This window comes from Candidatus Nanosynbacter featherlites (assembly GCF_037013405.1).
In the GTDB taxonomy this organism is placed as follows: Bacteria; Patescibacteriota; Saccharimonadia; order Saccharimonadales; family Saccharimonadaceae; genus Nanosynbacter; species Nanosynbacter featherlites_B.
In genome coordinates this window covers 351641-377368 of the sequence record NZ_CP146064.1, presented here as the reverse complement: position 1 = coordinate 377368, position 25728 = coordinate 351641, and the positions used below count along the sequence as shown (strand labels likewise).

At 48.0% G+C, this 25728-nt stretch carries 43 protein-coding genes; 41 read left to right on the top strand and 2 right to left on the bottom strand.

Annotated features, from left to right (window positions below; genetic code table 11):
- Positions 1-80 precede the first annotated feature (80 nt).
- From tuf to V4210_RS01950, 22 genes are all read left to right on the top strand, one after another.
- Positions 81-1265: an elongation factor Tu gene (gene tuf / locus V4210_RS02055; protein ID WP_338521207.1), complete on the top strand. Its 1185-nt coding sequence runs from the start codon at positions 81-83 to the stop codon at positions 1263-1265.
- 134 nt (positions 1266-1399) lie between these two features.
- Entirely contained in the window at positions 1400-1993 is a 594-nt protein-coding gene (locus tag V4210_RS02050) for a hypothetical protein (protein ID WP_338521206.1), read from the top strand.
- 32 nt (positions 1994-2025) lie between these two features.
- On the top strand, positions 2026-2961 hold the full coding sequence (locus V4210_RS02045) for an L-lactate dehydrogenase (RefSeq protein WP_338521204.1): 936 nt from the start codon (positions 2026-2028) through the stop codon (positions 2959-2961).
- Between the two features lie 104 nt (positions 2962-3065).
- The gene (gene rpsJ, locus V4210_RS02040) at positions 3066-3383 is read left to right on the top strand and encodes a 30S ribosomal protein S10 (protein WP_039327423.1); all 318 of its coding nucleotides are present in this window, start codon (positions 3066-3068) and stop codon (positions 3381-3383) included.
- Positions 3384-3453: 70 nt separating this feature from the next.
- Positions 3454-3786, top strand: a complete 333-nt coding sequence (locus V4210_RS02035; RefSeq protein ID WP_338521201.1) for a hypothetical protein — start codon at positions 3454-3456, stop codon at positions 3784-3786.
- Positions 3787-3970: 184 nt separating this feature from the next.
- Positions 3971-4585, top strand: a complete 615-nt coding sequence (gene rplC / locus V4210_RS02030) for a 50S ribosomal protein L3 (RefSeq protein ID WP_338521200.1) — start codon at positions 3971-3973, stop codon at positions 4583-4585.
- Positions 4585-5190: a 50S ribosomal protein L4 gene (rplD, locus tag V4210_RS02025; RefSeq protein ID WP_338521198.1), complete on the top strand. Its 606-nt coding sequence runs from the start codon at positions 4585-4587 to the stop codon at positions 5188-5190. The genes rplC and rplD overlap by 1 nt, the downstream gene beginning before the upstream one ends.
- Position 5191: 1 nt before the next feature.
- Complete coding sequence (locus V4210_RS02020) at positions 5192-5512, top strand: 50S ribosomal protein L23 (protein WP_138078981.1); 321 nt, start codon at positions 5192-5194, stop codon at positions 5510-5512.
- On the top strand, positions 5512-6351 hold the full coding sequence (gene rplB / locus V4210_RS02015; protein ID WP_338521196.1) for a 50S ribosomal protein L2: 840 nt from the start codon (positions 5512-5514) through the stop codon (positions 6349-6351). Before V4210_RS02020 ends, rplB begins: the two co-directional genes overlap by 1 nt.
- Before the next feature lie 6 nt (positions 6352-6357).
- Positions 6358-6624, top strand: coding sequence for a 30S ribosomal protein S19 (gene rpsS, locus V4210_RS02010; protein WP_138076977.1), 267 nt, complete (start codon positions 6358-6360; stop codon positions 6622-6624).
- 2 nt (positions 6625-6626) lie between these two features.
- Positions 6627-7064 carry a 50S ribosomal protein L22 gene (gene rplV / locus V4210_RS02005; RefSeq protein ID WP_338521194.1) on the top strand — a complete coding sequence of 146 codons (438 nt, stop codon included), beginning with the start codon at positions 6627-6629 and terminating at the stop codon, positions 7062-7064.
- Positions 7064-7237 carry a hypothetical protein gene (locus V4210_RS02000; RefSeq protein WP_338521192.1) on the top strand — a complete coding sequence of 58 codons (174 nt, stop codon included), beginning with the start codon at positions 7064-7066 and terminating at the stop codon, positions 7235-7237. Before rplV ends, V4210_RS02000 begins: the two co-directional genes overlap by 1 nt.
- Complete coding sequence (gene rpsC, locus V4210_RS01995) at positions 7238-7873, top strand: 30S ribosomal protein S3 (RefSeq protein ID WP_039327413.1); 636 nt, start codon at positions 7238-7240, stop codon at positions 7871-7873.
- Entirely contained in the window at positions 7874-8287 is a 414-nt protein-coding gene (rplP, locus tag V4210_RS01990; protein WP_338521190.1) for a 50S ribosomal protein L16, read from the top strand.
- On the top strand, positions 8287-8493 hold the full coding sequence (gene rpmC / locus V4210_RS01985; protein WP_338521188.1) for a 50S ribosomal protein L29: 207 nt from the start codon (positions 8287-8289) through the stop codon (positions 8491-8493). Before rplP ends, rpmC begins: the two co-directional genes overlap by 1 nt.
- Positions 8493-8804 carry a 30S ribosomal protein S17 gene (rpsQ, locus tag V4210_RS01980; RefSeq protein ID WP_162324207.1) on the top strand — a complete coding sequence of 104 codons (312 nt, stop codon included), beginning with the start codon at positions 8493-8495 and terminating at the stop codon, positions 8802-8804. Before rpmC ends, rpsQ begins: the two co-directional genes overlap by 1 nt.
- Positions 8801-9169 (top strand): 50S ribosomal protein L14, encoded by a 369-nt coding sequence (rplN, locus tag V4210_RS01975; protein WP_138078968.1) that lies wholly within the window; start codon positions 8801-8803, stop codon positions 9167-9169. The genes rpsQ and rplN overlap by 4 nt, the downstream gene beginning before the upstream one ends.
- A complete protein-coding gene (rplX, locus tag V4210_RS01970) occupies positions 9169-9489 on the top strand; it encodes a 50S ribosomal protein L24 (protein ID WP_039327403.1) in 321 nt (106 codons plus the stop codon). The genes rplN and rplX overlap by 1 nt, the downstream gene beginning before the upstream one ends.
- Positions 9489-10073, top strand: coding sequence for a 50S ribosomal protein L5 (gene rplE, locus V4210_RS01965; RefSeq protein WP_338521186.1), 585 nt, complete (start codon positions 9489-9491; stop codon positions 10071-10073). The genes rplX and rplE overlap by 1 nt, the downstream gene beginning before the upstream one ends.
- Positions 10073-10342 (top strand): 30S ribosomal protein S14, encoded by a 270-nt coding sequence (gene rpsN, locus V4210_RS01960; protein WP_338521185.1) that lies wholly within the window; start codon positions 10073-10075, stop codon positions 10340-10342. The genes rplE and rpsN overlap by 1 nt, the downstream gene beginning before the upstream one ends.
- A gap of 20 nt (positions 10343-10362) precedes the next feature.
- Complete coding sequence (gene rpsH, locus V4210_RS01955; RefSeq protein ID WP_338521184.1) at positions 10363-10764, top strand: 30S ribosomal protein S8; 402 nt, start codon at positions 10363-10365, stop codon at positions 10762-10764.
- 67 nt (positions 10765-10831) lie between these two features.
- The gene (locus V4210_RS01950) at positions 10832-11266 is read left to right on the top strand and encodes an NUDIX hydrolase (protein WP_338521183.1); all 435 of its coding nucleotides are present in this window, start codon (positions 10832-10834) and stop codon (positions 11264-11266) included.
- On the opposite strand, the gene cyaB is transcribed toward V4210_RS01950, so the two are convergent.
- Complete coding sequence (cyaB, locus tag V4210_RS01945) at positions 11205-11792, bottom strand: class IV adenylate cyclase (protein WP_338521182.1); 588 nt, start codon at positions 11790-11792, stop codon at positions 11205-11207. The two genes, V4210_RS01950 and cyaB, sit on opposite strands and share 62 nt — an antisense overlap.
- A 142-nt stretch (positions 11793-11934) precedes the next feature.
- Between cyaB and V4210_RS01940 the strand changes: the two genes are divergently transcribed.
- From V4210_RS01940 to secY, 6 genes are all read left to right on the top strand, one after another.
- Entirely contained in the window at positions 11935-12465 is a 531-nt protein-coding gene (locus V4210_RS01940) for a hypothetical protein (RefSeq protein WP_338521181.1), read from the top strand.
- Between the two features lie 90 nt (positions 12466-12555).
- Positions 12556-13089, top strand: a complete 534-nt coding sequence (gene rplF, locus V4210_RS01935) for a 50S ribosomal protein L6 (RefSeq protein WP_138077895.1) — start codon at positions 12556-12558, stop codon at positions 13087-13089.
- 2 nt (positions 13090-13091) lie between these two features.
- Complete coding sequence (gene rplR, locus V4210_RS01930; protein WP_338521180.1) at positions 13092-13442, top strand: 50S ribosomal protein L18; 351 nt, start codon at positions 13092-13094, stop codon at positions 13440-13442.
- A gap of 1 nt (position 13443) precedes the next feature.
- Positions 13444-14034, top strand: a complete 591-nt coding sequence (gene rpsE / locus V4210_RS01925; protein WP_138078960.1) for a 30S ribosomal protein S5 — start codon at positions 13444-13446, stop codon at positions 14032-14034.
- Entirely contained in the window at positions 14034-14513 is a 480-nt protein-coding gene (gene rplO, locus V4210_RS01920) for a 50S ribosomal protein L15 (RefSeq protein WP_138078958.1), read from the top strand. Before rpsE ends, rplO begins: the two co-directional genes overlap by 1 nt.
- Positions 14514-14670: 157 nt before the next feature.
- Positions 14671-16140 (top strand): preprotein translocase subunit SecY, encoded by a 1470-nt coding sequence (gene secY, locus V4210_RS01915; protein WP_338521179.1) that lies wholly within the window; start codon positions 14671-14673, stop codon positions 16138-16140.
- Positions 16141-16192: 52 nt separating this feature from the next.
- On the opposite strand, the gene V4210_RS01910 is transcribed toward secY, so the two are convergent.
- A complete protein-coding gene (locus V4210_RS01910) occupies positions 16193-16774 on the bottom strand; it encodes a hypothetical protein (protein WP_338521177.1) in 582 nt (193 codons plus the stop codon).
- Positions 16775-16938: 164 nt separating this feature from the next.
- Here V4210_RS01910 and V4210_RS01905 point away from each other — a divergent pair, with 164 nt between their 5' ends.
- From V4210_RS01905 to V4210_RS01845, 13 genes are all read left to right on the top strand, one after another.
- Entirely contained in the window at positions 16939-17406 is a 468-nt protein-coding gene (locus V4210_RS01905; RefSeq protein WP_338521176.1) for a CopY/TcrY family copper transport repressor, read from the top strand.
- Between the two features lie 33 nt (positions 17407-17439).
- Positions 17440-19668: a heavy metal translocating P-type ATPase gene (locus tag V4210_RS01900; RefSeq protein ID WP_411912127.1), complete on the top strand. Its 2229-nt coding sequence runs from the start codon at positions 17440-17442 to the stop codon at positions 19666-19668.
- Positions 19669-19863: 195 nt separating this feature from the next.
- Entirely contained in the window at positions 19864-20109 is a 246-nt protein-coding gene (gene infA / locus V4210_RS01895) for a translation initiation factor IF-1 (RefSeq protein WP_138078950.1), read from the top strand.
- A 54-nt stretch (positions 20110-20163) separates the two neighbouring features.
- Positions 20164-20304: a 50S ribosomal protein L36 gene (locus tag V4210_RS01890; protein WP_138078948.1), complete on the top strand. Its 141-nt coding sequence runs from the start codon at positions 20164-20166 to the stop codon at positions 20302-20304.
- 2 nt (positions 20305-20306) lie between these two features.
- On the top strand, positions 20307-20693 hold the full coding sequence (gene rpsM / locus V4210_RS01885; protein WP_039327369.1) for a 30S ribosomal protein S13: 387 nt from the start codon (positions 20307-20309) through the stop codon (positions 20691-20693).
- Between the two features lie 15 nt (positions 20694-20708).
- On the top strand, positions 20709-21098 hold the full coding sequence (gene rpsK / locus V4210_RS01880; protein WP_138078946.1) for a 30S ribosomal protein S11: 390 nt from the start codon (positions 20709-20711) through the stop codon (positions 21096-21098).
- A gap of 2 nt (positions 21099-21100) precedes the next feature.
- The gene (rpsD, locus tag V4210_RS01875; RefSeq protein ID WP_338521172.1) at positions 21101-21721 is read left to right on the top strand and encodes a 30S ribosomal protein S4; all 621 of its coding nucleotides are present in this window, start codon (positions 21101-21103) and stop codon (positions 21719-21721) included.
- Between the two features lie 20 nt (positions 21722-21741).
- Positions 21742-22662: a DNA-directed RNA polymerase subunit alpha gene (locus V4210_RS01870; protein ID WP_338521170.1), complete on the top strand. Its 921-nt coding sequence runs from the start codon at positions 21742-21744 to the stop codon at positions 22660-22662.
- 2 nt (positions 22663-22664) lie between these two features.
- Positions 22665-23051 carry a 50S ribosomal protein L17 gene (gene rplQ, locus V4210_RS01865; protein ID WP_338521168.1) on the top strand — a complete coding sequence of 129 codons (387 nt, stop codon included), beginning with the start codon at positions 22665-22667 and terminating at the stop codon, positions 23049-23051.
- 1 nt (position 23052) lies between these two features.
- On the top strand, positions 23053-23484 hold the full coding sequence (gene rplM / locus V4210_RS01860) for a 50S ribosomal protein L13 (protein WP_138076931.1): 432 nt from the start codon (positions 23053-23055) through the stop codon (positions 23482-23484).
- Position 23485: 1 nt separating this feature from the next.
- On the top strand, positions 23486-23884 hold the full coding sequence (gene rpsI / locus V4210_RS01855) for a 30S ribosomal protein S9 (RefSeq protein WP_039327349.1): 399 nt from the start codon (positions 23486-23488) through the stop codon (positions 23882-23884).
- A gap of 72 nt (positions 23885-23956) precedes the next feature.
- Positions 23957-24778, top strand: a complete 822-nt coding sequence (locus V4210_RS01850; protein WP_338521164.1) for an alpha/beta fold hydrolase — start codon at positions 23957-23959, stop codon at positions 24776-24778.
- Positions 24765-25727 carry an RsmB/NOP family class I SAM-dependent RNA methyltransferase gene (locus tag V4210_RS01845; RefSeq protein WP_338521163.1) on the top strand — a complete coding sequence of 321 codons (963 nt, stop codon included), beginning with the start codon at positions 24765-24767 and terminating at the stop codon, positions 25725-25727. The genes V4210_RS01850 and V4210_RS01845 overlap by 14 nt, the downstream gene beginning before the upstream one ends.
- The last annotated feature ends 1 nt before the right edge of the window (position 25728 follow it).

Genomic DNA, 25728 nt, shown 5'->3' with positions numbered 1-25728 from the left:
TAATTAAGCGCATACGCCGTGGAGCCTTTAATTGGTCATACCCGCGTGAAATAATAATTAAATAAGGAGAACTTCTACAAATGGCAGATGCATTTGACCGAAGCAAACCGCACGTTAACGTGGGTACAATGGGCCACGTTGACCACGGTAAGACTACGCTGACCGCTGCGATTACTGCAGTGTTGGCTAAGCGCCTTCCAAGCGCAGTTAACAAACCAATTGCGTACGACCAGATCGACAACGCACCAGAAGAAAAAGCCCGCGGTATTACCATCGCGTCTTCACACCAAGAATACGAATCACCAAAGCGCCACTACGCGCACGTTGACATGCCAGGTCACGCCGACTACGTCAAGAACATGATCACCGGTGCTGCTCAGGTTGACGGTGCAGTTTTGGTTATTGCCGCAACTGACGGTCCAATGCCACAGACTCGTGAGCACGTGCTGCTTGCAAAGCAGGTTGGTGTGCCTAAGTTGGTTGTCTTCTTGAACAAGATGGACATGGCTGACGAGGAAATGGTTGAGCTGATCGAGGAAGAAGTTCGCGAATTGCTTGAAGCTAACGGCTTTGACAAAGACGCTCCAATCATCAAGGGTTCAGCTTTGAAGGCTCTTGAAGGCGACGAGAAGTACGAAGACGCCATCATGGAATTGGTTGAAGCTATGGACAGCTACATTCCAGAGCCAACTCGCGACATGGACAAGCCATTCATCATGCCAATTGAGGACGTATTCTCAATCAAGGGTCGTGGTACTGTGGCAACTGGTCGTATTGAGCAGGGTGTTGTTAAATTGAACGACGAAGTTGAAATCGTTGGTTTGAAGCCAACTCAGAAGTCAGTTGTGACTGGTATTGAGGCCTTCAAGAAGTCTCTTGACCAAGGTCAAGCAGGTGACAACGCTGGTATTTTGCTTCGCGGTATTGAGCGCAGCGATATTGAGCGCGGTCAGGTTCTGTGTAAGCCAGGCACCATTACGCCACACACTGAATTTGAAGCTGAAGTATACATCTTGAAGAAGGAAGAGGGCGGTCGCCACACTCCATTCTCCAAGGGTTACAAGCCACAGTTCTACTTCCGCACCACTGACGTGACTGGTGAAGTTGAATTGCCAGCTGACAAAGAAATGGTTATGCCAGGCGACACCGTAACCTTCAAGGTTAAGTTGCTCGCCCCAATCGCTATGGAGCAAGGTTTGAACTTTGCTATCCGCGAAGGTGGCCGTACCGTTGGTGCTGGTGTGATCACCAAGATCAACAAGTAATCACTCTGGTAGATTACCCAAAATACCCTCGATCATCGGGGGTATTTTTTGTATTGACAATCACCAGCCGCATTGGTATGGTAATGGGTAAAGGGTTGGGAGAGGGTAATAATAAGCAAAAAAGGAGTAATCATATGAACAGAGAAGCAGGGTTGGAATACGGTTTTTCTTGGTGGAGGCGAGCTGCAGCTGTGGCGGCAGCTGGTACACTGTCGTTAAGCTTAGTCGGCTGCGAAAAACCAGCAGATGAGCAGCATGTTGCGCAGCCAGAGGTTGTGAGCACGGAAGATACCTCTCCAGTTGACGGTGGTCTTGATACTGAGGCTTCGCCAAAATACCCAAACATAGAAAATACGGCCGGTTTCTCTGACGATGAGAGCTTGAGACTGTGTTTTCAGGACAAAGAATATGTATTGTCCTGGGAGAATGCACTGATTAGTAGCGGATGGGATAAAATTGCCACAGAGGTCGACTCCACGCGCTGTGAGGGCAAAGGATATCCGCGTGATGGTTGGAAAGAAAAGGATAATGGTGGCGCTCATATGTGCATTCCACGCCAGCTCCCTGAGGGAGAGATACATTACTACTTTGTTGATGCCGACCCAAATGCTACTGGTGGGTATAATATTCGTGCCATGGATCAAGGCCGAGCTAGGGAGGGCTTTGGCCTCGAGGAGTCTTGCAACCTCAACCCAGACCCTAACGACATAGTACCTATGGTAAAATAGTATAGACAATACATCTAACACAAAAAGGAGATATGGTGAATAAACAGAAACTGGTGATTATCGGTGGTGGCGGAATGGTTGGCGCGACGACGGCGTATGCGTGTGCGCTGCGCAGTGTGATTGAAGAAATTGTATTGATCGACCGCAATGCGGATTTGGCGTGGGGTCAAGCCGCGGATATCAACGACGCCATGGGGCTTGACCGCAACGTGGTGGTGCGCCCGGGGGACTACGCTGATATCAACGACAATGACATCGTGGTTATCACTGCCGGTTCGCCGCAGTTGCCAGGTCAGACGCGACTGGAGTTGGTCGGTGTCAATGCTAACATCATGCGTGACATTGTCAAAAACATCATGGCTGGTGGCGCCAAGCCGTATTTGGTGGTCGTCAGCAACCCAGTCGACGTCTTGACCTACGTGGCGTTGAAGGAATCAGGACTGCCAAAAACCCGAGTGTTCGGCACGGGAACGACACTGGACACGTCACGGCTAAAGTCGTACCTGGCCGACGCGCTGAATGTCGACAGCAAGGCGGTCGACGCGTACATCTTGGGCGAGCACGGTGACTCTTCGTTTTCGACCATTGAAACGGCGCAGGTCGGCGAAGTACCGATTCGTGAATATCCAGGCTTCACTGAGGAATTGGTTGAGGGCATTGAGCAGAAAATCCGTGACCGCGCCTACCGAGTGATTGAGACAAAGAAGTCGACGTATTTTGCCATTGGCTTTGTGGTTTCTAAGATTGTCTCGGCCTTACGTCAATCGACACGCACGGTCTATCCAGTTTGTTCACTGGCTGAGGGTGAATATGGACTGGACAATGTGGTACTGGGCTTACCGTCGATTATTTGTTGTGACGGCGTAAAAATTTTGACGGGCTATCCACTGACTGAACGCGAAAAGGAGTCTCTCAATAATTCCGCTGCAATCATCGGTGAAATGATTGCCCACCTTGATAAAGCCTAGGGAAATTGGTATAATCACCTAGTTATTACTAATTTATCTCGAGAACTCGGTCGTTCGTACAGTAGAATGATTAGAGGTTACGGGATTGTACATAAGGAGGAGCCATGGCTCAAGATACCGGGATTAAAATCCGCATCCGACTGAAGGCGTATGACCACAAAGTCATCGACCAATCAGCAAAACAAATCATTGACACTGCAATTCGCACCGGCGCGAACGTTGCTGGCCCAGTGCCGCTGCCAACTCGCCGCAGCACCTACACAGTGGTAAAAAGCCCACACGTATATAAAATGGGTGGTGAGACCTACGAGCGCCGTGTTCACAAGCGGTTGATCGACATCACCAACGCGACACCAAAGACCATCGACAGTCTGCAGAACTTGAACTTGCCAGCTGGCGTTGACGCTGAAATTCGTATGTAATTTTACCATGTCAGAAATTTCCGCCTCTTGAACGGGGCGGATTTTTTATGCTATAATTTTCATCAAGCTTATGACAAAACAAAAATCTCGCACCTACGCCCGCAACCGCTCAAAGTCCAGCGCTTTGTTCAGCCGCAAAGGACGTGAGCGAATTTATGAAAACGACGGCACCTTTTTCTTGAAATTGGTGATATTTGTCATCCTCAGTGCACTGTGGTTGCGTCTCAAAAACCCCTTTGAGTTAGGCGCTTTCACTGTGCAGGCCGTGCCAGTTGGCTTGTTCGTAGCGCTGTTGCTAGTTCTGAAGATTGAACAGTATCAATTTAACCGCAAAATTTGGTACGTTACCCTCATTTTGATGGCAATTTTGACCTCATTTACGCCAGTGGGCGTGATGATCTGATTTACTTGACTTTAACCAATGTTTTGTGCTAGAATTATAAGGTAATTTCTATTACGCGTAATATCAACTGTTCTCCTTGATGAATGAGCAGGTCTGGCTATGATTGAAGCGCTTGTCATGAACGCCTCACTCAGAACCCAGAAACCGCACGTCATCAGGAGTATTTAAGTGGGAGTGAGGAAAAGTGAAAACACTTCTCGGTACCAAACTTGGTATGACCCAGCTCTTGGCTGAAGACGGCAAAGCTATTCCGGTGACGCTGATCCAAGCCGGCCCTGTCACCGTGACTCAGGTGAAGACTGTCGAAACCGACGGTTACAATGCGGTACAGGTCGCTTATGGAGAGGGTAAGAACCTGAGCAAGGCCGTGGCTGGACACGTGAAGCCAGCCCAAGTGACCCCGAAGTACATTCGGGAATTCCGCGTCGACGAGATCCCTGAGGGTATCAAAGTTGGCGACGAAATCAACGTTTCCGCGTTCGAAGTCGGCGATTCTGTCGATGCGACCGGAACCAGCAAAGGTAAAGGTTTCGCTGGAACCATTAAACGCCACAACTTTAAGCGTCACCGCAAGACGCACGGTGGTAAAGGTAATACTCGTAAGCCAGGTTCAATTGGCTCGATGTATCCACAAAAAGTGTTCAAGGGTAAGACGATGGCTGGCCACATGGGTCACGAGCGTGTTACCGTCAAAAACCTGGAAGTGGCATATGTTGATCCAGAGACCAATCTGATCGGGGTGAAGGGCGCTGTGCCTGGGCCACGAAAAGGGCTGATTATTTTAGGAGGTAACAAGTAATGGCTGAATCAACCAAACTTCCTAAAGATATTTTTGCTGTTGAAGTGCCAAATCACGAACTGTTGAAATTGGCATACGATAGCTACCTAGCAAACGCCCGCCTAGCAAGCGCAACCACCAAGCAGCGCGGCGAAGTTTCCGGTGGTGGTAAAAAACCATGGAAGCAAAAGGGAACTGGTCGAGCACGTTTCGGTTCAACCCGTAACCCAATCTGGCGCGGTGGTGGTGTGGTCTTTGGTCCACGCGGCAACGAAAACTACACCAAAAAATTGTCTAAAACCGCCAAGAAAGTGGCAATTCGCCAAGCCTTGACGGTAGCACATGACGCGAAGAAGATTAGCGTATTGCCGTATGAAGAAAAGGTTACTGGCAAGACTCGCGATGCTGTCGCCTTTTTGAAGCAGTTCAAGCTTGATAGAAAAGTACTGCTTGTCACGAGTGAAAAGACGCCAGAGTTGATGCGCGCAACTAACAACTTACAAGAGGTATTGGTGATCCGTGCCAATTACCTTAGTGTGTATCATATCCTGAACGCTGATCATATTGTTATCTCACCACAAGCCCTCGACATCATCACCGCATGGCTGGGTAAGGAGGAAGCGTAATATGAAACAGATGACAATTATCCCACGCATTAGCGAGAAAGCCTACGCACAGAGCGCCAACGGCGTGTACGTGTTCCGCGTTCCGCTCAACCTGAATAAAAACGAGATCAAAGCAGCAGTTGAAGCGCAATTTGACGTTACCGTTCTGAAGGTGAAAACCTTAGTCCAAGACGGCAAAGCTGTGCGTTTCTCACGAGGCAAGAACCGCTATCCTGGCACGACCACGCGCAAGGACTGGAAGAAAGCTTACGTGACGCTGAAAGATGGCGATAAGCTCGATGTGTTTGACGCAGTAGAGCAGCAGATGGAGGAGACCAAGTAATGCCAGTGAAAGCTTACAATCCAACCACTCCTGCTCGTCGCGGCATGACGAGTCAGGACTTGTCGGACATCACGACAAGAAAACCGCTCAAAAGTTTGATCAAAGCCAAAAAGCAAAATGCTGGCCGCAACAACCAAGGCCGCATCACCGTGCGTCATCGCGGCGGTGGCGTTCGTCGTCACTACCGTTTGGTGAACCACAATTTGCCGGCTGGTCTGACACTGACGGTTGAAGAAATTGAGTACGATCCAAACCGCTCAGCGCGCATCGCTCGGGTGAAAGATCAGTACAATCTGTACCACTACGTGTTGGCCGACACCTCAATGGTCAAAGGCAAGACGATTCAGACTGGCGAGACAGCACCAATTGAGGCATCAAACCGCCTGCCACTGTCTGCTATCCCTGTTGGTACGATGATTTATGCTATTGAACTGACTGCCGGCAAAGGTGCGCAAATGGTTCGCGCCGCTGGTGCCAAGGCTCAGTTGATGGCCAAAGAAGGCAATTACGCAACTATCAAATTGCCATCTGGTGAAGTTCGCAAAGTTCGCCTGGAAGCAACCGCTGCCATCGGTACAGTCGGTAACGTCCAGCACCAGAACGTGAAGATCGGTTCAGCCGGCCGCCGCCGCCGCAAGGGTATTCGCCCAACGGTTCGCGGTGTCGTCATGAACGCCGCAGATCACCCACATGGTGGTGGTGACGGTGGTCGCCACGGTACTGGTAAGGCACCACGTACGCCATGGGGTCAATTGACGCTGGGTTATCGAACTCGCCGCCGCAAAGGCTCAAATAAATTAATCGTACGCACGCGTCACGACGCGAAGAGGAAGAGGTAAATCACGATGAGTCGTTCATTAAAGAAAGGTCCATTCGTCGATGTGAAGCTTGCGAAAAAAGTCGCTGCTCTCAGCCTTGACGATCGAACCGTTATCAAAACGTGGGCGCGCGCTTCGACCATCACCCCAGAAATGGTCGGTCGAACGATTGCTGTCTACAACGGTAAGATGCACGTGCCTGTGCTGATTACTGAAAACATGGTTGGCCACAAACTCGGTGAGTTTAGCCCAACTCGTAAGTTCCGTAAGCACGGCGGAAAGGATAAGAAGTAATCATGGCTGATACAACTTATACTGTTCGCGCTTACGCCAAAGGTGTTGACCAAACACCACGCAAGGTTAGCTTGGTGGCTGCACTAGTACGCGGCCGCACCGTCGCTGATGCATTGGTTATCTTGGAGCACGTACCAAAACGCGCTGCTATGCCAGTTAAAAAGGCTATCGACAGTGCCAAGGCAAACGCTATCAACAACCACGGTTTGGACGCTAAAAGCTTGGTGATCACCACATTGAGTGTTACCACTGGTACGCGTCTGCGTCGCTTTAAGCCAGCGTCACGCGGTCGTGCCTTGCCGTTCCAGAAAAAGACGTCAAACATCTTGGTTGAAGTAACTGGCACGGAGAAGCCAAAGAAGGCACCTGCGAAGAAACCAGAGACCAAGGCAAAGGCAGAGACCAAACCTGCCAAGCCTGCAAAGAAGGAGGAAGCATAATGAGTGTATTGAATCCAAACCATGCTCCTACCCAAGCTGAGCGTGCAATGCTTAATGAAGGATTGACAGTATCTCTAGGAAAAGTCGGTATCACTAGCGATGTGATTAGCTCTGAAGATATGCGTCAGCTCACTGTTGGTCAATATCTACCAGAAGAAGAGGAGGAGAAGTAAATGGGTCAAAAAGTGAATCCAATCAACTTCCGCCTACAAGTTCACAAGAACTGGAGCTCTCGTTGGTTTACGGCCAATAAGAAAGAGTTCGCGGAGGCAATTCGCCAGGATCACGAAATCCGCGAATTGATTGAGAAGAAATTTGCCTCACGCCCAACCATCAATCGCATTGAGATTGAGCGGAGTGCCAACTTGATCACGGTAACCATTCACACAGCGAAAGCTGGTGTGGTGATCGGCCGTGGCGGTGCTGGCGTGAATGAATTGAAAAAACAAGTTGAGAAGATCGTCGGTCAGGCGGTTCGCATCAACATCGAAGAAGTGCGCCGACCGGAACTAGCAGCCAAATTGGTGGCAGAGAACATCGCCCGCCAGTTGGAGCGCCGCATCAACTTCCGCCGCGCAACCAAAATGACCGCACAAAACACCATGAGTGCTGGTGCCAAAGGTATCCGCATCGAGGTGGCTGGTCGTTTGAACGGTGCTGAAATGGCACGCCGCGAAAAGGTGATTGAAGGCTCTGTGCCACTACACACTCTTCGCGCTGATATCGACTTCCACTGCGCTCGCGCCCAGACACCAGCTGGTATTATCGGCGTGAAAGTGTGGATTTATAAGGGAGAAAGGAGTCGCTAAATGCTGTTACCGAAAAAGACTAAATATCGCAAAGTGCGCATCGGTAAAAACCGTGGTCAAGCAACCCGTGGTAATTACATCGCGTTCGGCGACTTTGCACTGCAATCACAATCAAACGAGCGCATCAACTCCCGCCAAATCGAGTCTGCTCGTCAGGCAATGACCCGCTACATCAAACGTGGTGGTAAAATTTGGATCCGGATTTTCCCACACACCCCAGTTACTCGCAAGCCACTTGGTTTGAAGATGGGTGGTGGTAAGGGTAATCCAGAGTTCTTTGTTGCCAAGGTCAAGGCCGGCACGGTGATGTTTGAAATGCAGGGCGTTTCCGAGGAAGTAGCCCGCGAAGCAATGCGCCTGGCGAGCCACAAACTACCAGTCAAATGTAAGTTCATCAAACGGGAGGACGCATAATGGCTGAGACAAAGAAACCTACAAAAGCAGCAGTCGTAAAGACCGTTGACGATTTGAAGAAGGAGCTTGCCGAAAAGCGACATGACCTGCTTCAGGCAAAACGTTCTCACGCTGCTGGCGAATTAGTTAATCCAAAAGCGTTGCGTTCACTCCGCAAGGACATCGCACGCCTGCTGACACAAATTAACGAAAAGGAGAGCAAGTAATGGCCCGACGAACACTGATTGGCGTCGTAACGAGTGCCAAGCGCGACAAGACCATCACTGTGACGGTCACCAGCCGCGAAACGCATCCGCTCTACGGCAAACAGTACACCGTGACTCGCAAATACACTGCTCATGACGAGACCAATGAAGCAGGCGAAGGCGACAAGGTGCAAATCGAAGAGACTCGCCCAATTTCCAAGACCAAGAGCTTTACGCTGGTCAAGGTGATTGAAAAGTCTCGCGGTTCTATCAAACTAAAGGCTGAAGTTTCTGGTGAAACTGAGGAAGAGACCAAGGAGGATGACAAATGATCCAACAAGAATCTCGCCTCAAGGTAGCTGACAACTCGGGTGCCAAAGAAGTATTGTGCATCCGCGTCCTCGGTGGTACCCGCCGCCGCTACGCTCGCGTTGGTGACGTGATCGTCTGTTCAGTCAAAGACGCCAGCCCAACCGGCAACGTCAAAAAGAAGTCTGTCGTTAAAGCTGTGGTAGTTCGCACCCGCGACCAAATCCACCGCAAAGACGGCTCAACCATTTGCTTTGATGACAACGCCGTGGTGATTATCAACGATGACAAACAGCCAAAGGCTACCCGTGTCTTCGGCCCAGTACCGCGCGAACTACGCGACATGGGCTACATGAAGATCATCAGCCTAGCTCCGGAGGTACTCTAATGGCTCGTATTCACAAAGATGACACCGTAAAAATCATTGCTGGTAAAAACAAAGGTACGACTGGTAAAGTCCTGAAAGTTAACACCAAAGATCAAACTGTTTTGGTCGAAGGTGTTGGCGTCGGACACCGCCACGTCAAGCCAAGCCAGTACAATCCAAAAGGCGGCAAGAAAGATATCCACGTACCGATGGACATCAGCAAAGTCGCACTGGTTGTTGACGAAAAGTCAGGCAAAACCAGCCGGGTTGGTTTAGTAAAGAACGCTGACGGCGGCAAAACTCGCGTCGCTCGCCAAGCAAAAAATAAGGAGATCAAATAATGGCAGAGAAGAAAACCGTCGTGCCAGCTCCTCGCTTGAAAGCCTTGTACCAGGAGAAATACCTGAAGGAACTGCAAGCCGAACTAGATCTAAAGAACGTGCACCAAGTGCCAGCTTTGGAAAAGATCATCGTGAGCGTTGGCACCGGCAAAAAGAAAGATGACAAGCGTCATTTTGAAATTGTCAAAAACACCGTTGAGAAAATCACTGGTCAGGCACCAGTTGCCCGCCAGGCAAAGAAGTCAATCGCTGGCTTTAGCATCCGTAAAGGTATGGGTGCGCCAATCGGCGTCAGCGTCACGCTGCGCGGGGCTCGGATGTACGAGTTCATGGATCGTTTGATCAACGTAGCCTTGCCACGCGTGCGCGACTTCCACGGCGTTGGCCTGAAATTTGATAAAGGTGGTAACTACAACCTAGGCATCATTGAGCAGTCAATCTTCCCAGAACTGACGTTCGAGGAAACACAGATTTTGCACGGCTTGCAGGTAACATTTGTCATCAAGAACGGTAACAAAGAAGCTTCAAAAGCCTTGCTCGAGAAGTTTGGCATGCCGTTTGAGAAGAAAGGAGGCGTCAGGTAATGGCTAAGAAATCAATGGTCGCTCGCGACAAAAAGCGTCTGAAGATGATTGCAAAATACGCTGCAAAGCGCGCTGGGCTCAAAGAACTTGGCGACCTCGACGGACTGCAGAAATTGCCTCGCAACTCGAGCCCAACTCGGCACAAGAACCGCGACAGCATTTCCGGCCGTCCACGTGGCTACATGCGCCAGTTCGGCCTGAGCCGCATCAATTTCCGCGAAAAAGCAGCCAAGGGCGAAATCCCAGGCATAACAAAGAGTAGTTGGTAAGAAGGAAAGGAGATTCGACAATGTCTATGCAAACTACAGACCCAATCGCCGACCTTCTGACGCGCATTCGCAATGCGAAACTGGTTGGCAAGACGGAAGTTCGTGTTCCGTCCAGTAAGATGAAAAAAGTCATCGCTGAACAATTAGTCAAAAACGGCTACCTCGCAGATGTTAAACTGGAAGACGCCAAGCCTCGTGGTGTGCTGGTCGTGACCATCAACGAAGAGGGCGCTAACAGCACCATCAACGAAATCACCCGCGTATCAAAGCCAGGTCGTCGTGTTTACGTCGGCGCCAGCGAGATTCCAAAGGTGAAATCTGGCCGCGGTCTAGTACTCATCTCAACCTCAAAAGGTGTCATGACTGGCGCCGAAGCAGCCAAGGCTAAACTTGGCGGTGAATTGTTGTTGAAGGTGTACTAAGCCTTACGCGAATCAAATAAACGTCCTCGTTGCAGGGCGTTTATTTTTTATGATAAGCTTTCATCATATGGGAGTTAGAGCACTAAAAGACATAAAATCAGCATATCGAGTAGTAGTCAAGGGATTAGTGCGTGATTATTCAGGCAAGCTACTGTTCGTTCAAGAGAGAAGTGATTCATGGGATCTTCCTGGCGGCGGTCTGGAACATGGTGAGGATGTTACAGAAGCGTTGAAACGAGAGTTTCTGGAAGAATTAGAAGCAGATGTCGAAGTCTCTACAGAAAATCCCTTGATTATTCCAACTTGGAATACAAAGTTCGACGACCCTGTTTTGATTATTGTCTACGAAGTTACTCTATTAACGGCACCTCGTAAAACAAATGAAGTCTCAAACTTTAACTATTTCGATATTCATGAAATCAAACAAGAAAAATTGGATTCTACGCTAGTCGGCAACCTCTCAAAGATATATCCATGCAAATATCTCGATACGGTCGAGTGATGATTTCAAACTCCTGAACTCCTATCCGCGCTTCAATATCCTCAATTCGCCGCAAAGCCAACTCTTTATCTTCGCTGATGATTTCCGTTTCTATAAAAACACCCGCACCGCTGATCTCGTCGATAGCAATCGTTAGCCCCGGCTCATCGTCACACTTAAATATGCGTCGAAACTTATTGACCTCAACCAATTTCACCATACCAAGATTTGCTAGCAGCTGCTTAGCGACAGCCGTATTCTCTGGATTGACCGGCAGATTAGTTTCTGGCTTGACGATAACCCCATCCTCAGTGCGCGTACGCTGATTGGTCGGTGGCTTATAGGTTATTTCAGTAAAATCATCACGCTGCCGAATCCGCAAACATTCGACTGTCTGCATGAAATCAACGTCAGGCCGAGAATAGTAGCTATCAATTTCGGTAGTTTCGCTAGCCAAGGAAAATCCCTGAGAGTTCAGCTGCACAATAAACGCCTCCAAATCGCCCACAAACTGACGCTTACGCTCTATTTCATACTGTTCTGTCACGCGGAACCTCCAACTTACTTACGCAATACTAAAAGTATATAGCAATTTACGAACTATCGCTAATCCGGTAGATATGTACAATTTTTATCAGCGTCGTCATTTTACGATATTTAAGAATTATATTTTGCTATACTGTAATCATATGCGTAGCTTCCTCCATATGACAAAAACGTCAAACCAAGCAGAAATAACTGTTAAAGATGTCTTAGCTGTTGATTTTTTACCCTTCTTGTTATCTATTGTCGTTATGGTGCCGCTACTGTACGGAATAGGTTGGCTTATTGGCAGCACTGACCCCAGGCAGGGAATCCCCAGTTATTATATTCAAGTACTATTTATGGAAAATCCTCTCGTTGAGTTAATCATGGTCGCCGCTGCCTGCTTTATGGCTGTCGGACAAAAGCCACAAGCACGCTTCTGGTCGACAATGGGGATGGCTACATTCATTGCTCTAATTGATGCATCAAACTTTCTTTGGCATATTGATGTCAGCGGCTATTTAAGTATCTTCGCTGGTATTCTTTTAATGATCTCTGGTTGGCGGCTATGGGATTATTACGAAGTGCGTAAAATCTACACCATGCCAGAACCGTATTTGACCAAGGCTGCGCTAGCAACATATATTGCTCTCGGCATTTTGGCGATTATTCTACTCATTCCATACGGTAACTAAGCAGAACGATCAAAAACCTTGCATTCTACCCCTAATCTATGCTAGAATACCAGGGTTAATATCAAATCACACGAAAGGTGAGTAATGAGTCTGAGTCGAATCGGAAAACTGCCGGTGGTTATTCCGGCCGGTGTGACAATCACGGTTGACTCTGGTGACGTGGTCGTAAAGGGCCCGAAAGGTGAATTGACACAATTCATCACGCCAGCAGTTGAGGTGAAAGTCGAAGACGGACAAGTCACGGTTCATCCGAAGGATGAGTCCAAAACTGCTCGCGCCCAGCACGGTCTGATGCGCGCGCTGATCAATAATATGGTAATCGGCGTGACCAAAGGTTACGAAAAGCGCCTCGAGGTCAATGGTGTCGGTTTCCGCGTGAGTTCCAGCAACAATGAGCTGGAAATGGCGCTCGGGTTTTCACACCCAGTCAAATACAAAGCCCCAGAGGGTATCACCGTTACCAACGAAAAGATGACCATCATCGTTAGCGGTATCAATAAACAGCAAGTCGGCCAAGTCGCTGCGGAAATCCGCGCGCTGAAGAAGCCTGAGCCATACAAGGGTAAGGGTATCAAGTACGCTGACGAGCAAATTTTGCGTAAAGCAGGAAAGACAGGTAAGTAATCATGGCTGAAAACAAGAAATTACTCAACCGCGCTCTTCGCAAAAACCGCGTTCGCGCGAAAGTTTCAGGAACTGCAGAGCGCCCACGCCTGACAGTCACCATCAGCAACCTGCACGTTAGTGTTCAGCTGATCGACGACGTCGCAGGCAAGACATTGGCTGCCGCAACTACCGTTGGCACCAAAGCAAAAGGTACGATGAGCGAAAAATGCGCTACCATCGGTACTGAAATTGCCAAGAAAGCAAAGAAAAGTAAAATTAGCGCAGTGGTCTTTGACCGCAATGGCCGCCAGTATGCTGGTCGCTTGAAAGCATTGGCTGATGCTGCGCGCCAAGAAGGATTGGAGTTCTAGTATGGCAGAACAAGCTGCAAATACTACCCCACGCGCAGAAGGCCGTCGGCCTCGCAGTCCGCGTGGTGGTCGCCGCGATGACCGGCGAAATGTGCGTGATGACGCACCAAAAGAGTTTGAAGAATTGGTTATCAACATTGACCGCGTGTCCCGCGTGGTCAAAGGTGGTCGCCGCTTCCGCTTTAAGGCGTTGGTGGTTGTCGGCAACCGCAAAGACAAGGTTGGTGTTGGTGTGGCCAAGGGTGCCGACGTACAAGCTGCTGTTGCCAAGGCAACCTCAGTTGCCAAGAAGCATTTGATCACTTTGCCACTCAACGGCGAGACTATTCCACACGACAGCGAAGTCAAGTTTTCAGGCGCCCGCGTGCTGATCAAGCCGGCTGCTCCTGGTACTGGTATCATCGCTGGTGGTGTTGTCCGACAGATCATCGGCGTGACGGGTGTTCGCAACTTGCTGACCAAGTCACTTGGTTCAACCAACAAGGTGAACATCGCCTACGCAACTATTGAAGCATTGAAATCACTCGTTCCACGCGAAGAATGGCTCAACGCTCAGCCAGTCAAAAAGGCTGCTAAAAAGGAGGCTAAGTAATGAAATACAACGATCTCCAAGTTTCAGCAAACAAGAATAAAAAACGCGTTGGTCGCGGTATCGCTGCTGGCCAGGGTAAAACCGCTGGTCGCGGTACCAAGGGTCAGAACGCCCGCACTGGTAAAAAGCTTCGCGCTATGTTCCAGGGTGGCCAGCGTCCATTGGCTCAGGCTGTGCCAAAAGCTCGCGGCTTCAAGAGCTTGCGTACACCAGCTCAGGTAGTCTACCTCGACCACTTGAACGCCTTTGACGGTAAAACCGTCGATAACGCATTGCTATTCACCGAAGGCTACATCGCCACACCGTTCCACACGGTCAAGGTGATCGCCCGCGGTGAGTTGAAAGCCAAGGTTGACTTGAAGGTGCAAGCTGCTTCCGCTTCAGTCGTCAAAGCGATTGAAAAAGCTGGCGGCTCGTTCGAAAAAGTTCCGACACCTTTGCGTAAAAGCGCAAAAGACATCGAGTCTGACGAAAAATAAGACCTATCTAGTCTTGTGATCAACAAAAACGCCTCGCTAGCCCGGGGCGTTTTGCTTTGCTGGTATTTTTAGGTTCAACACTGGTATTTAGCCAAATACTCCTGTATACTGGTTAGAGAATTCTATATATTGAAATGACAGAGGGGAAAGTACACGTATGATTAGCTGGAAGACCATTTGGCGGTCATTGAAAAATAGAGATATGCAAAAACGCCTATCAATTGTAGTAGGTATCATTGTCGTATATCGATTACTCGCGCACATTCCAGTGCCATTGGCTGAGCCAACACAGTTGCGCCAAGCCATCAGCTCCGCATTAGGAAGCACAGATTTAGGAGGGTTCCTTAACCTTCTGTCCGGCGGTGCTTTGGCGAGCTTTTCTTTGGTATTGGTTGGTTTGAGCCCATTCATTACCGCCAGCATCATCATCCAGCTGCTGACAAAAGCTATTCCAAAACTAAAGGAACTCCACGACGACGGCGAAACTGGACGCCGTAAAATTCAGCAATGGACACGTCGCATCACCGTTCCACTGGCCATCGTTCAGTCAATTGCTTTCATCTTCATCTTGCGCCAGACCATCTTGGCTGGCGGATCAACCGTCTTGAGCGATCCAACCATCATGGAATGGACAGTTTCGGTTGTCGCCATGACCGCTGGATCAGTCTTGTTGATGTGGCTAGGTGAGCTCATCACCGAGCAGGGAGTAGGAAATGGTATCTCGCTGTTGATTTTCGCAGGAATCGTCAGCCAGTTACCTCAGATGCTAGCCACTGTCATCCGTTCACTCTTTGACACCTCAAGCGGCTCATTGAGCGTATTTGGCTGGTTCCAATTGCCGGTCAGTCCAACTATGTTCTGGATAGTATTCTTCCTCTTGCTCATGATGTTAATCGTCCTGTACTTCCTCGTGAAGATCAACGAAGCACAGCGTGTTATCACTATCAACTACGCCAAGCGTGTCCACGGTAACAGTAACTACGGCGGCATCAAAAGCATCCTGCCAGTCAAACTAATCGCCGCTGGTGTGATCCCGGTCATTTTCGCCGTGGCTTTCTTGAGTCTGCCACAGTTCATCGGTCAAATCATGAAAGCCTCTGATAACGAAGGGTTGCAATCACTAGCAAACACACTGATCACCTGGTTCCAAGCACCAAACCCAGGCAGCTTTACCGGCAGCACCGCTGAAGCCTTCATCTATCCTGTCCTGTACTTCATCTTAGTCATCGCTTTCACATACTTCTACACTGGCTTTAGCTTTGACGCCACCGAAATCTCCGAAGGCTTGCAAAAACAGGGCGGCTTCATTGAAGGCATTCGCCCAGGCAAGCAAACCGAAGAATACCTCCGCCGCACCGTCAACCGTTTGGTCTTGTTCGGCTCATTGGCACTTGGCGTGGTCGCCATCTTGCCGTTCGTCGCTGAATATCTGATCTATCACATCACGGGGCTGACCGGCACTCGCTTATCAATCGGTGGTACCGGTATCTTGATTATCGTCTCCGTAGCGCTCGAATCCATCCGCCAAATCAGCTCGCGCGCACTGATGGTAACCTACGATGACTTTGATGCCGACGATTTGGCAAGCGATAAACCAAAAAAACGGCGATTGCTCCGCAAAAAATAATACACTAAATCCCCGCACGAAACGGGGATTTTTATTTGGTACAATACCGAGACTAACGTACTCTGTAAGAATAAGTCAGGGGAGCATTCTCTGCAGCGCGACTTTCATTCTGGCAAACCGGTGCGATTTCCTTGCTGATATTATTTTCATCAGTCATTTTACAGCTTGGAACCTCAAACAAGTTAAACTGATTTGTTGGTGAAATTGCTTTCCAACCATCGTCTTTCTTTACTGCAAACATCCGCGCGAGCGTGTTGCCACAACCAAAGCCTAATAGTAATTGTTTTTCGTCTTGAGAATACGCAATCACGCTGACCGCACCATTGTTATCTTTGCAACCTGATCGCTCATTTTCTTTTTTCAGAAACTCACGAATTTCTTTTACGGACGCGTCGTGCCGAGCGATCGCCTTATTTCCCTCAAAACGAAAGCCCAATGAGCCCAAACTCACGAAGCCGCTGCCAATCTTTTCCGTCGCTGCGTATGGTTTGTGTGGTGATTGACAGTTCAATTTCCACACCAAACAACCAACAATCAGCATCAACACTGCTATCACACCAATCAAAACGGGCACCAGCAGCTCAACTTGTGATTTTTTTGTTTGAGAGTTTGTTCGATTTTTCGTACTTGCCATAAAAATCCTTATGTTAAATTTGATAGCTCAAGTATAGCACATAAATTTATGGAAATATGTTGTGAGATAATACATATGTGACAAGACTATACAAAAAACGATTACTGTTGTAAACTATATAATGTAAAAAGATTACAAACGTAAACATTAAAGGAGGTAAGAATGTGAAAGAAAATTGCAGAATCGATAAAAAACAGCATATAACCGATGCAGAATGGGAAGTAATGCGAGTTGTGTGGGCAAATAGCGAAGTTACGAGCAAGTTTGTGGCAGAGGTGCTTTGTGAGAAAATGAACTGGAAACAGGCTACAATAAAGGCGCTGTTGAATCGGCTGCTGAAAAAGAATATTTTGAAAAAGAAGGAAATTGGGAACAAGTATATTTATTCGACAGATTTTACAGAAAAGGAAGTTGCTAACAGTTATATATTAGGAACTTTTGATAAAATTTGTAAAACGAAAGTTGGAGAAATGATAGGGAAAGTTATTGAGAACAGTGAACTGAGTTTTGACGACTTGGATTTGATTTTAAAGGCTGTTGAGGAAAAGAGGAAAACGGCTATGGGAGAAGTTTTGTGTGATTGTGTGGAGGGGCAGTGTAATTGCGAACATAGCGGACATAAGCATATTTAAGATATAGTGTGCTAAATGAAGGAGGAAAAGATTATGGCAGAAAAAAACTATACAGTAACTGGAATGAGCTGTGCATCTTGTGCCAATACTGTGGAAAAGGCACTTAATAAAAATAATGATATTAACGCTTCAGTTAATTTTGCAACTGAAAAATTGAATATTGAATATGATGAGAAGAAGTACAATTTTGATAAAATTAGGGAAATAGTGGAGTCGGCTGGGTATGGACTGGCTGAGGATATGACAGAAGATAAAAAGGTGGAACTTTATCAAGAAAAAATAACAAGTTTGAAAAATCGATTAATTTTAGCAGTTATTTTTGTTGTTCCACTTTTGTATATTTCGATGGGGCATATGCTTGGGGCAGTACTTCCTGAATTTTTGAATCCTAAGGTAAATCCGCTTAATTTTGCGTTGGCACAGTTTGTGTTGACTTTGCCTATTATTTATGCTGGGAGAGATTTTTTTTCACATGGATTTAAAAATTTAGTAAGAAAATCTCCAACAATGGATTCATTAATTGCTATTGGGTCAACGGCGGCGGTACTCTATGGAATTTACGCAACTTTTGGAATTGTAATTGTAGACCCTGAAGCACATATGGATTTATATTATGAGTCGGCTGGTGCAATTATTACGTTAATCTTGTTTGGAAAACTGCTGGAGGCAAAAACAAAAGGTCAAACTTCATCGGCAATAAAAAAACTTATCGGACTTCAACCTAAAAAGGCTAAAATTATTGAAAATGGAGCGGAAAAGGAAGTTCTGATTGGAAACTTGAAAGTTGGAGATATTGTTATTGTGAAGCCGGGAGAAAAAATTGCGGTGGATGGAAGAATTGTGGAAGGGGCGACTTCTGTTGATGAGTCAATGTTGACAGGAGAAAGTTTGCCAGTAAGCAAAAAAGTTGGAGATAAGGTTGTTGGCGGAAGTATAAATAAAAATGGAAGTATCAGATTTGAGGCGACTGAAATTGGTAAAAATACAGTTTTGTCACAAATTATAAAGCTGGTTGAGGAGGCACAGGGGTCAAAGGCTCCGATTTCTCGAATGGCAGACATTGTGTCAGCATATTTTGTGCCGATTGTTATTGGGATTGCGATAATTACAGGAACTGCTTGGTTTCTAAGTGGAAGTGGATTGGTTACTGCAGTGTCGTTTTTCATCGCTGTACTTGTAATTGCGTGTCCGTGTGCATTGGGACTTGCAACACCTACATCAATAATGGTTGGGACTGGAAAAGGGGCTGAAAACGGTATTATTATAAAAAGCGGGGAAGCTCTTGAAACAGCATACAAAATAAAAACAGTTGTATTTGACAAGACTGGTACGATTACGAAAGGAAAACCTATACTTACTAATTTGATTGCTTATGGGAAATATAATGAAAATGAATTGTTAAAAATTGCTGCAAGTGTGGAAAATGATTCAGAGCATCTATTGGCAGAAGCAATCGTAAACAAAGCAAAAGAGAAAAATATTGAAATTAAGCCGTATGAAAAATTTAGGGCAATGCCAGGTTACGGTATTCGTGCAACATTTGAAGGCAAGGAAGTTCAAATTGGAAATAGAAAATTGATGGAAAATCGAAAAATCAATGTGGAAATTTCTCAAAAAGATTATGATATTTTGTTGAATGAAGGAAAAACGCCAATGTACATTTCGATTGATAACGAATTGGCGGGACTTGTTGCAGTTGCAGACGTTATCAAGGAAACAAGCAAGGAAGCTATAGAAAAACTGAAAAAAATGGGAATCAAGACAGTAATGCTAACTGGGGATAACGAAAAAACTGCCAAATTTATCGCAAAACAAGTGGGAATAGATGATGTAATTTCAGAAGTGCTGCCTTATCAGAAATCTCAAAAAGTAAAGGAACTTCAGGAAAAAGATGAATTTGTTGCAATGGTTGGAGACGGAATTAACGATTCACCAGCACTTGCTCAAGCAAACGTTGGAATTGCGATAGGAAATGGAACGGATGTTGCTATAGAATCCGCTGATATCGTCTTAATTAGAAACGATTTGAGAGATGTTGCGGGTTCAATAGCATTAAGTAAAGCAACAATCACAAATATAAAGGAAAATCTATTTTGGGCATTCTTTTATAACGTACTTGGAATACCATTTGCCGCTGGAATATTTTATGCATTTTTCAATGGACCAAAATTGGATCCGATGATAGCGGCTTTTGCAATGTCATTTAGTTCAGTATCTGTTTTGGGTAATGCTTTAAGATTGAAATTTTTTAAAGTTAAATAGAATTTTAAAAAATAGGTTGAAGTTTACAATATTATAATTTATAAATAGCAATTTACAAACTTGTAGAAATGATATAAAAAAACTTAAAAAGTCTATTCTAAGAAATGTTGTGAGATAATACATATAGCACATAAATTTACGAAAATACCTCTTGCCAAACTGCGCTGCGTGCTGTATAATTGACAACTGTAACTTATGGCGAGTCAAAAGGAAGTCATCAAAATGATCGGTAAGGTAGTGGAAGCACTGCCTAATACTCAATTTAAGGTGGAACTGGAGAATGGCCATAGTATCATCGCGCACATTTCAGGACGAATGCGCAAGCACTATATTCGCCTGGTGCCTGGTGATAAGGTTGAAGTTGAGATGACCCCTTACGATCTGACAAAGGGACGAATCAGCTTCCGCCTACGCGACGACCGACCTCACCAGGGTCGCTAGTCAAATATTAACGTTAATCTCGGGTTTACTCGGGAAGGGAGATTTACGCACTTTATGAAAGTTCGTGCAAGTGTTAGAAAAATCAGTCCCGATGACGTACTCGTGCGCCGCGTTGGCCGTAAAAAGGGCAAGCGTATCGCCAGACTGCGCGTCATCAACAAGAAAAAACCTAAGAATAAGCAAAGGCAGGGTTAAGCATGGCTCGAATTGCTGGGGTAGTTATCCCAACAGAGAAGCAAGTGCAAATCGCGCTCACCTATATTTATGGGATTGGGCCAAAGCACGCTTCGAGCATCCTTGCGGCGGCTAAGATTGAGCCGACCACTCGGGTGAAAGATCTCACCGAGGCTGAAGAAAACAAGATTCGCGAAATTATCGACAGCGAATACACCGTCGAAGGTGATCTCCAGCGCTTGGTAACTAACAACATTAAGCGCTTGAAGGATATCAACGCCTATCGCGGTCTTCGCCACAAAGCAGGACTGCCGACACGCGGACAGCGGACTCGTACGAATGCACGAACTCGCAAGGGTCGCGCCATCGCCGTGGGCGGTACACAACCAAAAGCAGCAAGTAAGACCTAAAGAAAGGACTAAGAAATGGCAGACGCAAAATCTACCAAGAAGAAGCAGCGCCGATCAGTCCCAGCTGGTCAGCTGCATATTCAAGCAACATTTAACAATACCATCGTTACCTTTTCTGACAAGAAGGGTAACGTGTTGACCGCTTCATCAGCTGGTGCATGTGGTTTCCGTGGTAGCAAAAAAGGCACCGCCTATGCTTCACAGGTTGCTGCTGAAAAAGCTGCTGAAGCTGCGAAAACGCAGTATGGTTTGAAATCAGTTGACGTTTTCGTCAAAGGTGTCGGTTTGGGCCGTGACGCCGCTATTCGTGCGGTTGGCGCTTTCGACATCTCAGTAGAAAGCATTAAGGACGTAACTGGCGTGCCTCACGGCGGTGTTCGTCCACGAAAGGCACGGAGGGCATAATTATGGCACGAGATAATTCACCGATTGTCAAGCAAAGCCGCCGCGAAGGTTATGCGCTTCATCCAAAAGCACATAAAGTTTTGGCACGAAAATCTGGCATCCCAGGTCAGCACGCACACAGCCGACACAACAAACCAAGTCTGTACGCTACACAGCTGCGCGAAAAGCAAAAAGTTCGCCGCTTGTACGGTTTGGTTGAAAAGCAATTTGCTCGGCTGATGGACGAGGCCACACGCGCCCAAGAAGGTCTGGCAGGCGAGAACCTGTTGAAGCTGCTGGAACGCCGCCTGGACAACGTTGTGTACCGTGCTGGTTTTGCAACCAGTCGCCGCGCTGCTCGCCAGTTGGTTGGACACGGTCACTTCCTACTAAACGGTCGTCGTGTTGATATTCCATCAATTCGCGTCAAAGCAGGCGATGTGATCGAAGTACGTCCAAAGAGTACCAAGTCAGTATACTTTACGCACATCGACGACGTTGTCAGCAACTCAATTCAAGGTCCGCTCAGCTGGATGAAGAGTGATGTCAAGAAATTGAAAATTGAGATCACTGGACAGCCAAAGCGTGAAGAAGCAGAAGCTGATATCAACGAGCAATTAATTGTTGAGTTTTACTCACGATAAAAGAAGGGTTAGGGAAAAGTATGGCAAAAGCAATTTATAATCCAGCTCTGGCAAGCATCGAAGATGTTTCTGACACCAGTGCAACCTTTCTGATTGAACCGCTCCACTCAGGCTACGGCAACACGTTGGGTAACTCAATGCGCCGCGTCTTGCTTTCAAGCATCCGCGGTGGCGCAATCGTCGCCTTCCGCATCGAGGGTGCGACACACGAGTTTACCACCGTCGAGGGTATCAAAGAAGATGTCGTTGACATCATGCTGAACTTGAAGGGTGTGCGACTCCGCGTTCACACTGACGAGCCAGTTGAGTTGCGTCTGGAGAAAACTGGTGGTGTTATCACCGCTGGCGATATCCAAGCAAACGGCGAAGTAGAAGTTGTTAACCCAGACCACATCATCGCTACCGTTGATGATCCAAAGAAAACGGTCATCATGGACTTGGTGGCAGAAGCTGGTCGCGGTTACCAGACGATTGAAGACTCCAGCGAATCACGTCTGCACTCAGACATGATCGCTCTAGACGCAGTCTTTACTCCAGTTTTGCGCGTGCGTTACAAGGTTGACCCAACTCGTGTTGGTGACGAAACTGACCTGGACAAATTGACCATGACGATTGAGACTGACGGCACCATGACGCCACGTGAGGCATTTGAAGAGGCTGCAGCTATTTTGGTCAATCAATACACAGCCTTGGCTGGTAGCACCACTGTCGTGAGTGCACCTGCACTTGGTACAACCACTGAAGACAGTGAGGCTGAATTGGACACATCCATCGAAGAATTAAACCTAAGCGCCCGCACGACGAACGCGCTGATTAACAATGAAATCCGCACGATTCGCGACCTGGTGACTTTGACCGAGCAAGATTTGCGAGAATTGAAAGGCTTTGGCTCAAAGGCGCTGGATGAAGTACGCGACAAGATGGCGGAGTTGGAGTTTTAACTATGCATAGACACGGATATCAAGGGCGCAAGTTCGGCCGTGAGCGTGATCAACGGCGAGCCTTGCTCAAGGGTCTGGCAACCAGCCTGGTTGAGCACGGCAAAATCGAGACCACCTTGCCGAAAGCCAAAGAGCTGAAGCGCCACATTGAAAAAATCATCACCAAGGCGAAGAAGGGCGATCTAGCCAGCCGCCGCCAGGTGATCGCAGCACTCAGCACCCGCGCTGCTGCTTACAAGCTCGTTGATGAAATTGCCCCACAACTCGGCGGCCGCACCAGTGGACACGTTCGCGTTGAGCGCACCCGCCTACGTGTTGGCGACGGCGCGCAAATGGCAATCATCGAGTTTGTCGACGACATCAAACCAATGCCAAAGGAGGAGAAATAAGATGAAGACGTATTCACAAAAACCATCTGACGTTTCTCGCCGCTGGGTATTGTTTGACGCAAGCGAGTTACCACTCGGTCGTTTGGCAACTGAAATCGCCAAGCACTTGACTGGTAAATACAAGCCAACCTATACACCGCACGTTGATGGTGGCGACTACGTCGTGGTTATCAACGCTGCAAACACCGTCGTTACTGGCTACAAGGAAACTGACAAGTACTACTACCGTCACAGTGGTTTCCCGGGCGGTATCAAAGAAACGCAGTTCAAAGAAATGCGTGAACGCCACCCAGAGCGAATTATTGAAGAAGCTGTCAAAGGTATGTTGCCAAAGAACAAATTGCAAGCAGAACGCCTCAAGCGCCTGCGCGTATTTGCCGGCAGCGAACATGCTCACACAGCACAAACCCCAGAGAAAGTTGAGGTAAAGTAATATGGCTACTGATACCTATTTCTACGGCTTGGGACGACGCAAAAGCGCCTCAGCAAGTGTTCGCTTGCTTCCTGGCAAAGGTACCATCACCATCAACGGCAAAGCAGCCGCTGAGTACTTGGATGGCAACAAAACCTTGCTCGCCGAAGTAACCGACCCACTAGCTGTCGTCAGCAAGCAAAAGGAATACGATGTTACCATCTTGGTCAAAGGTGGTGGTCTCGCTGGTCAAGTTGACGCCATCAAGCTTGGCATCGCCAAAGCATTGACGGCTGCTCACGCTGATCTGCGCCCGGTCTTGAAAAAGGCTGAGCTGCTCAAGCGTGACCCACGCGAAAAAGAGCGCAAGAAATACGGTCTGCGTTCTGCCCGCAAGCGCGAACAATTCTCCAAGCGTTAAACAGAGGAGAGACCAATTCTCGAAAATACTCCGTCATGTACAGGCGGGGTATTTTCATAGTATACTGATATAATGTTTGACCGACTTATCCATCGCTGGCTGCGTGTCCCGTATAAACTATACGTTCATGATTTTCAAGCGCCGAAACACCCTCGCGCTACAGTGGTCTTAATTCATGGCATTGGAAGTTCATCGGCGATGTGGCAGCGAGTCGTAGGGCGCCGTAGGATTGATAAAACTACTCGCGTACTGGCGATTGACTTACTGGGTTTTGGCAATTCGCCGCGACCGCACTGGAAGACCTATGACGTCAAAACGCAGGTTGATTCACTAGTCGCAACCTTGGCGCAGCAGAAAGTCGATGGACGAATCATCTTGGTTGGCCATAGCTTAGGGGCACTCGTGGCGGTGCACACTGCCCGATATTATCCTTCATTGATCGATTCGCTCATCCTGTGCAGCCCACCGCTGTATCACCAACAGGGCAAGGATCGTTTGGCTGAACGCCAACTGCGCGCACTATACCAAAAAATCATTGATAAACCAGCCCTCGGCAAGGTAATCGCCAGTGATTTTGCCAAGAAATATAAATTATTCAACCCTGGCTTTCTCGTCGATGAGTCAAACTTACAAATCTTTCTCGACACCTTAGACGCGGCCATCGTCAACCAAAAAGCGCTGACGGAAATTGCCGAATTGACCATACCAGTCGAAATATTTTACGGGCAATTCGACCCAGTCATCATCAATAAAAACTTACGAAAATTAGCAAAACAAAAGCACATCGCCGTCACCAAAATCTTAGCAAGTCATGAAATTGACAGACGCTACGGTCAATTTGTCGTCCAGGCCATTAATCGGCACGTCACCGGGGATGATTATGGCCAAGCGTAAAGACTCAGTTCAGGAGCGCCAGAGAAAGCGTGAGCTCTGGATCAATCGCACTAGCAAGTGGAGCGGTCTACCTCGCGCCGAGGTCGAGGCGAAACTAGCACAAACCCGCACCCAGAGTTTTCGCCTCAATCCGCTGGTCGATGGGGAAGTTGCCCCCGAATTGCTGAGCCGCCAGGTTGCCTGGTGTCCGGATGGCTATGAAATTATCTCCGAGCACCTCGCTGATTATCAGCAGCTGGCTGACAGCGGACGTGGCTACATCCAAAATGCCGCCAGCTGGCTACCAGTGTTAGCGCTTGCACCTGCGGCGGGTGAACGCGTCCTCGACCTGTGCGCTGCACCCGGCGGTAAATCCAGCCATATACAAGCCATGTCCGCTGGTCAAGCCGACCTGGTGTGCAATGACAATTCCAAGCCGCGCCTGATGAAACTCCAGGCCAACCTCAAACGGCTCAACGCCCCGGCCGAGTTCACACTAGCCGATGCTCGGCATATTTCCCGCCGTCAGCTGGAGGCCTTTGACAAAATCCTTCTCGACGCTCCGTGTTCCGGCGAGGGGCTGATGAGCCTGAACGCTCGTGACGTCTCGTTGTTTGACAGCTGGTCGGTGGCGCATATCCGGAGACTGAGTGATCTACAAAAGCGCCTCATCCTCGAAGCTTGGCGCCTGCTAAAACCTGGCGGCACACTTGTTTACAGTACCTGTACCATGGCGCCAGAAGAGAACGAAGCAGTCGTCGATTGGTTGCTGCGCCGTCAGCCTGACGCTGAGCCCATACCGATCGACATCGCACCGCTGCCAAATCGCGTTCCCGCCGTCCAGTCCTGGAACGACCGTGACCTGACGCATGACTTAGGCGAGTGCTTGCGTCTGATGCCAGGCCCCTTGACCGAGGCGTTTTTTGTTGCGGCATTTCGTAAAGCACCTCTCGCCGAATCAATGGTATAAT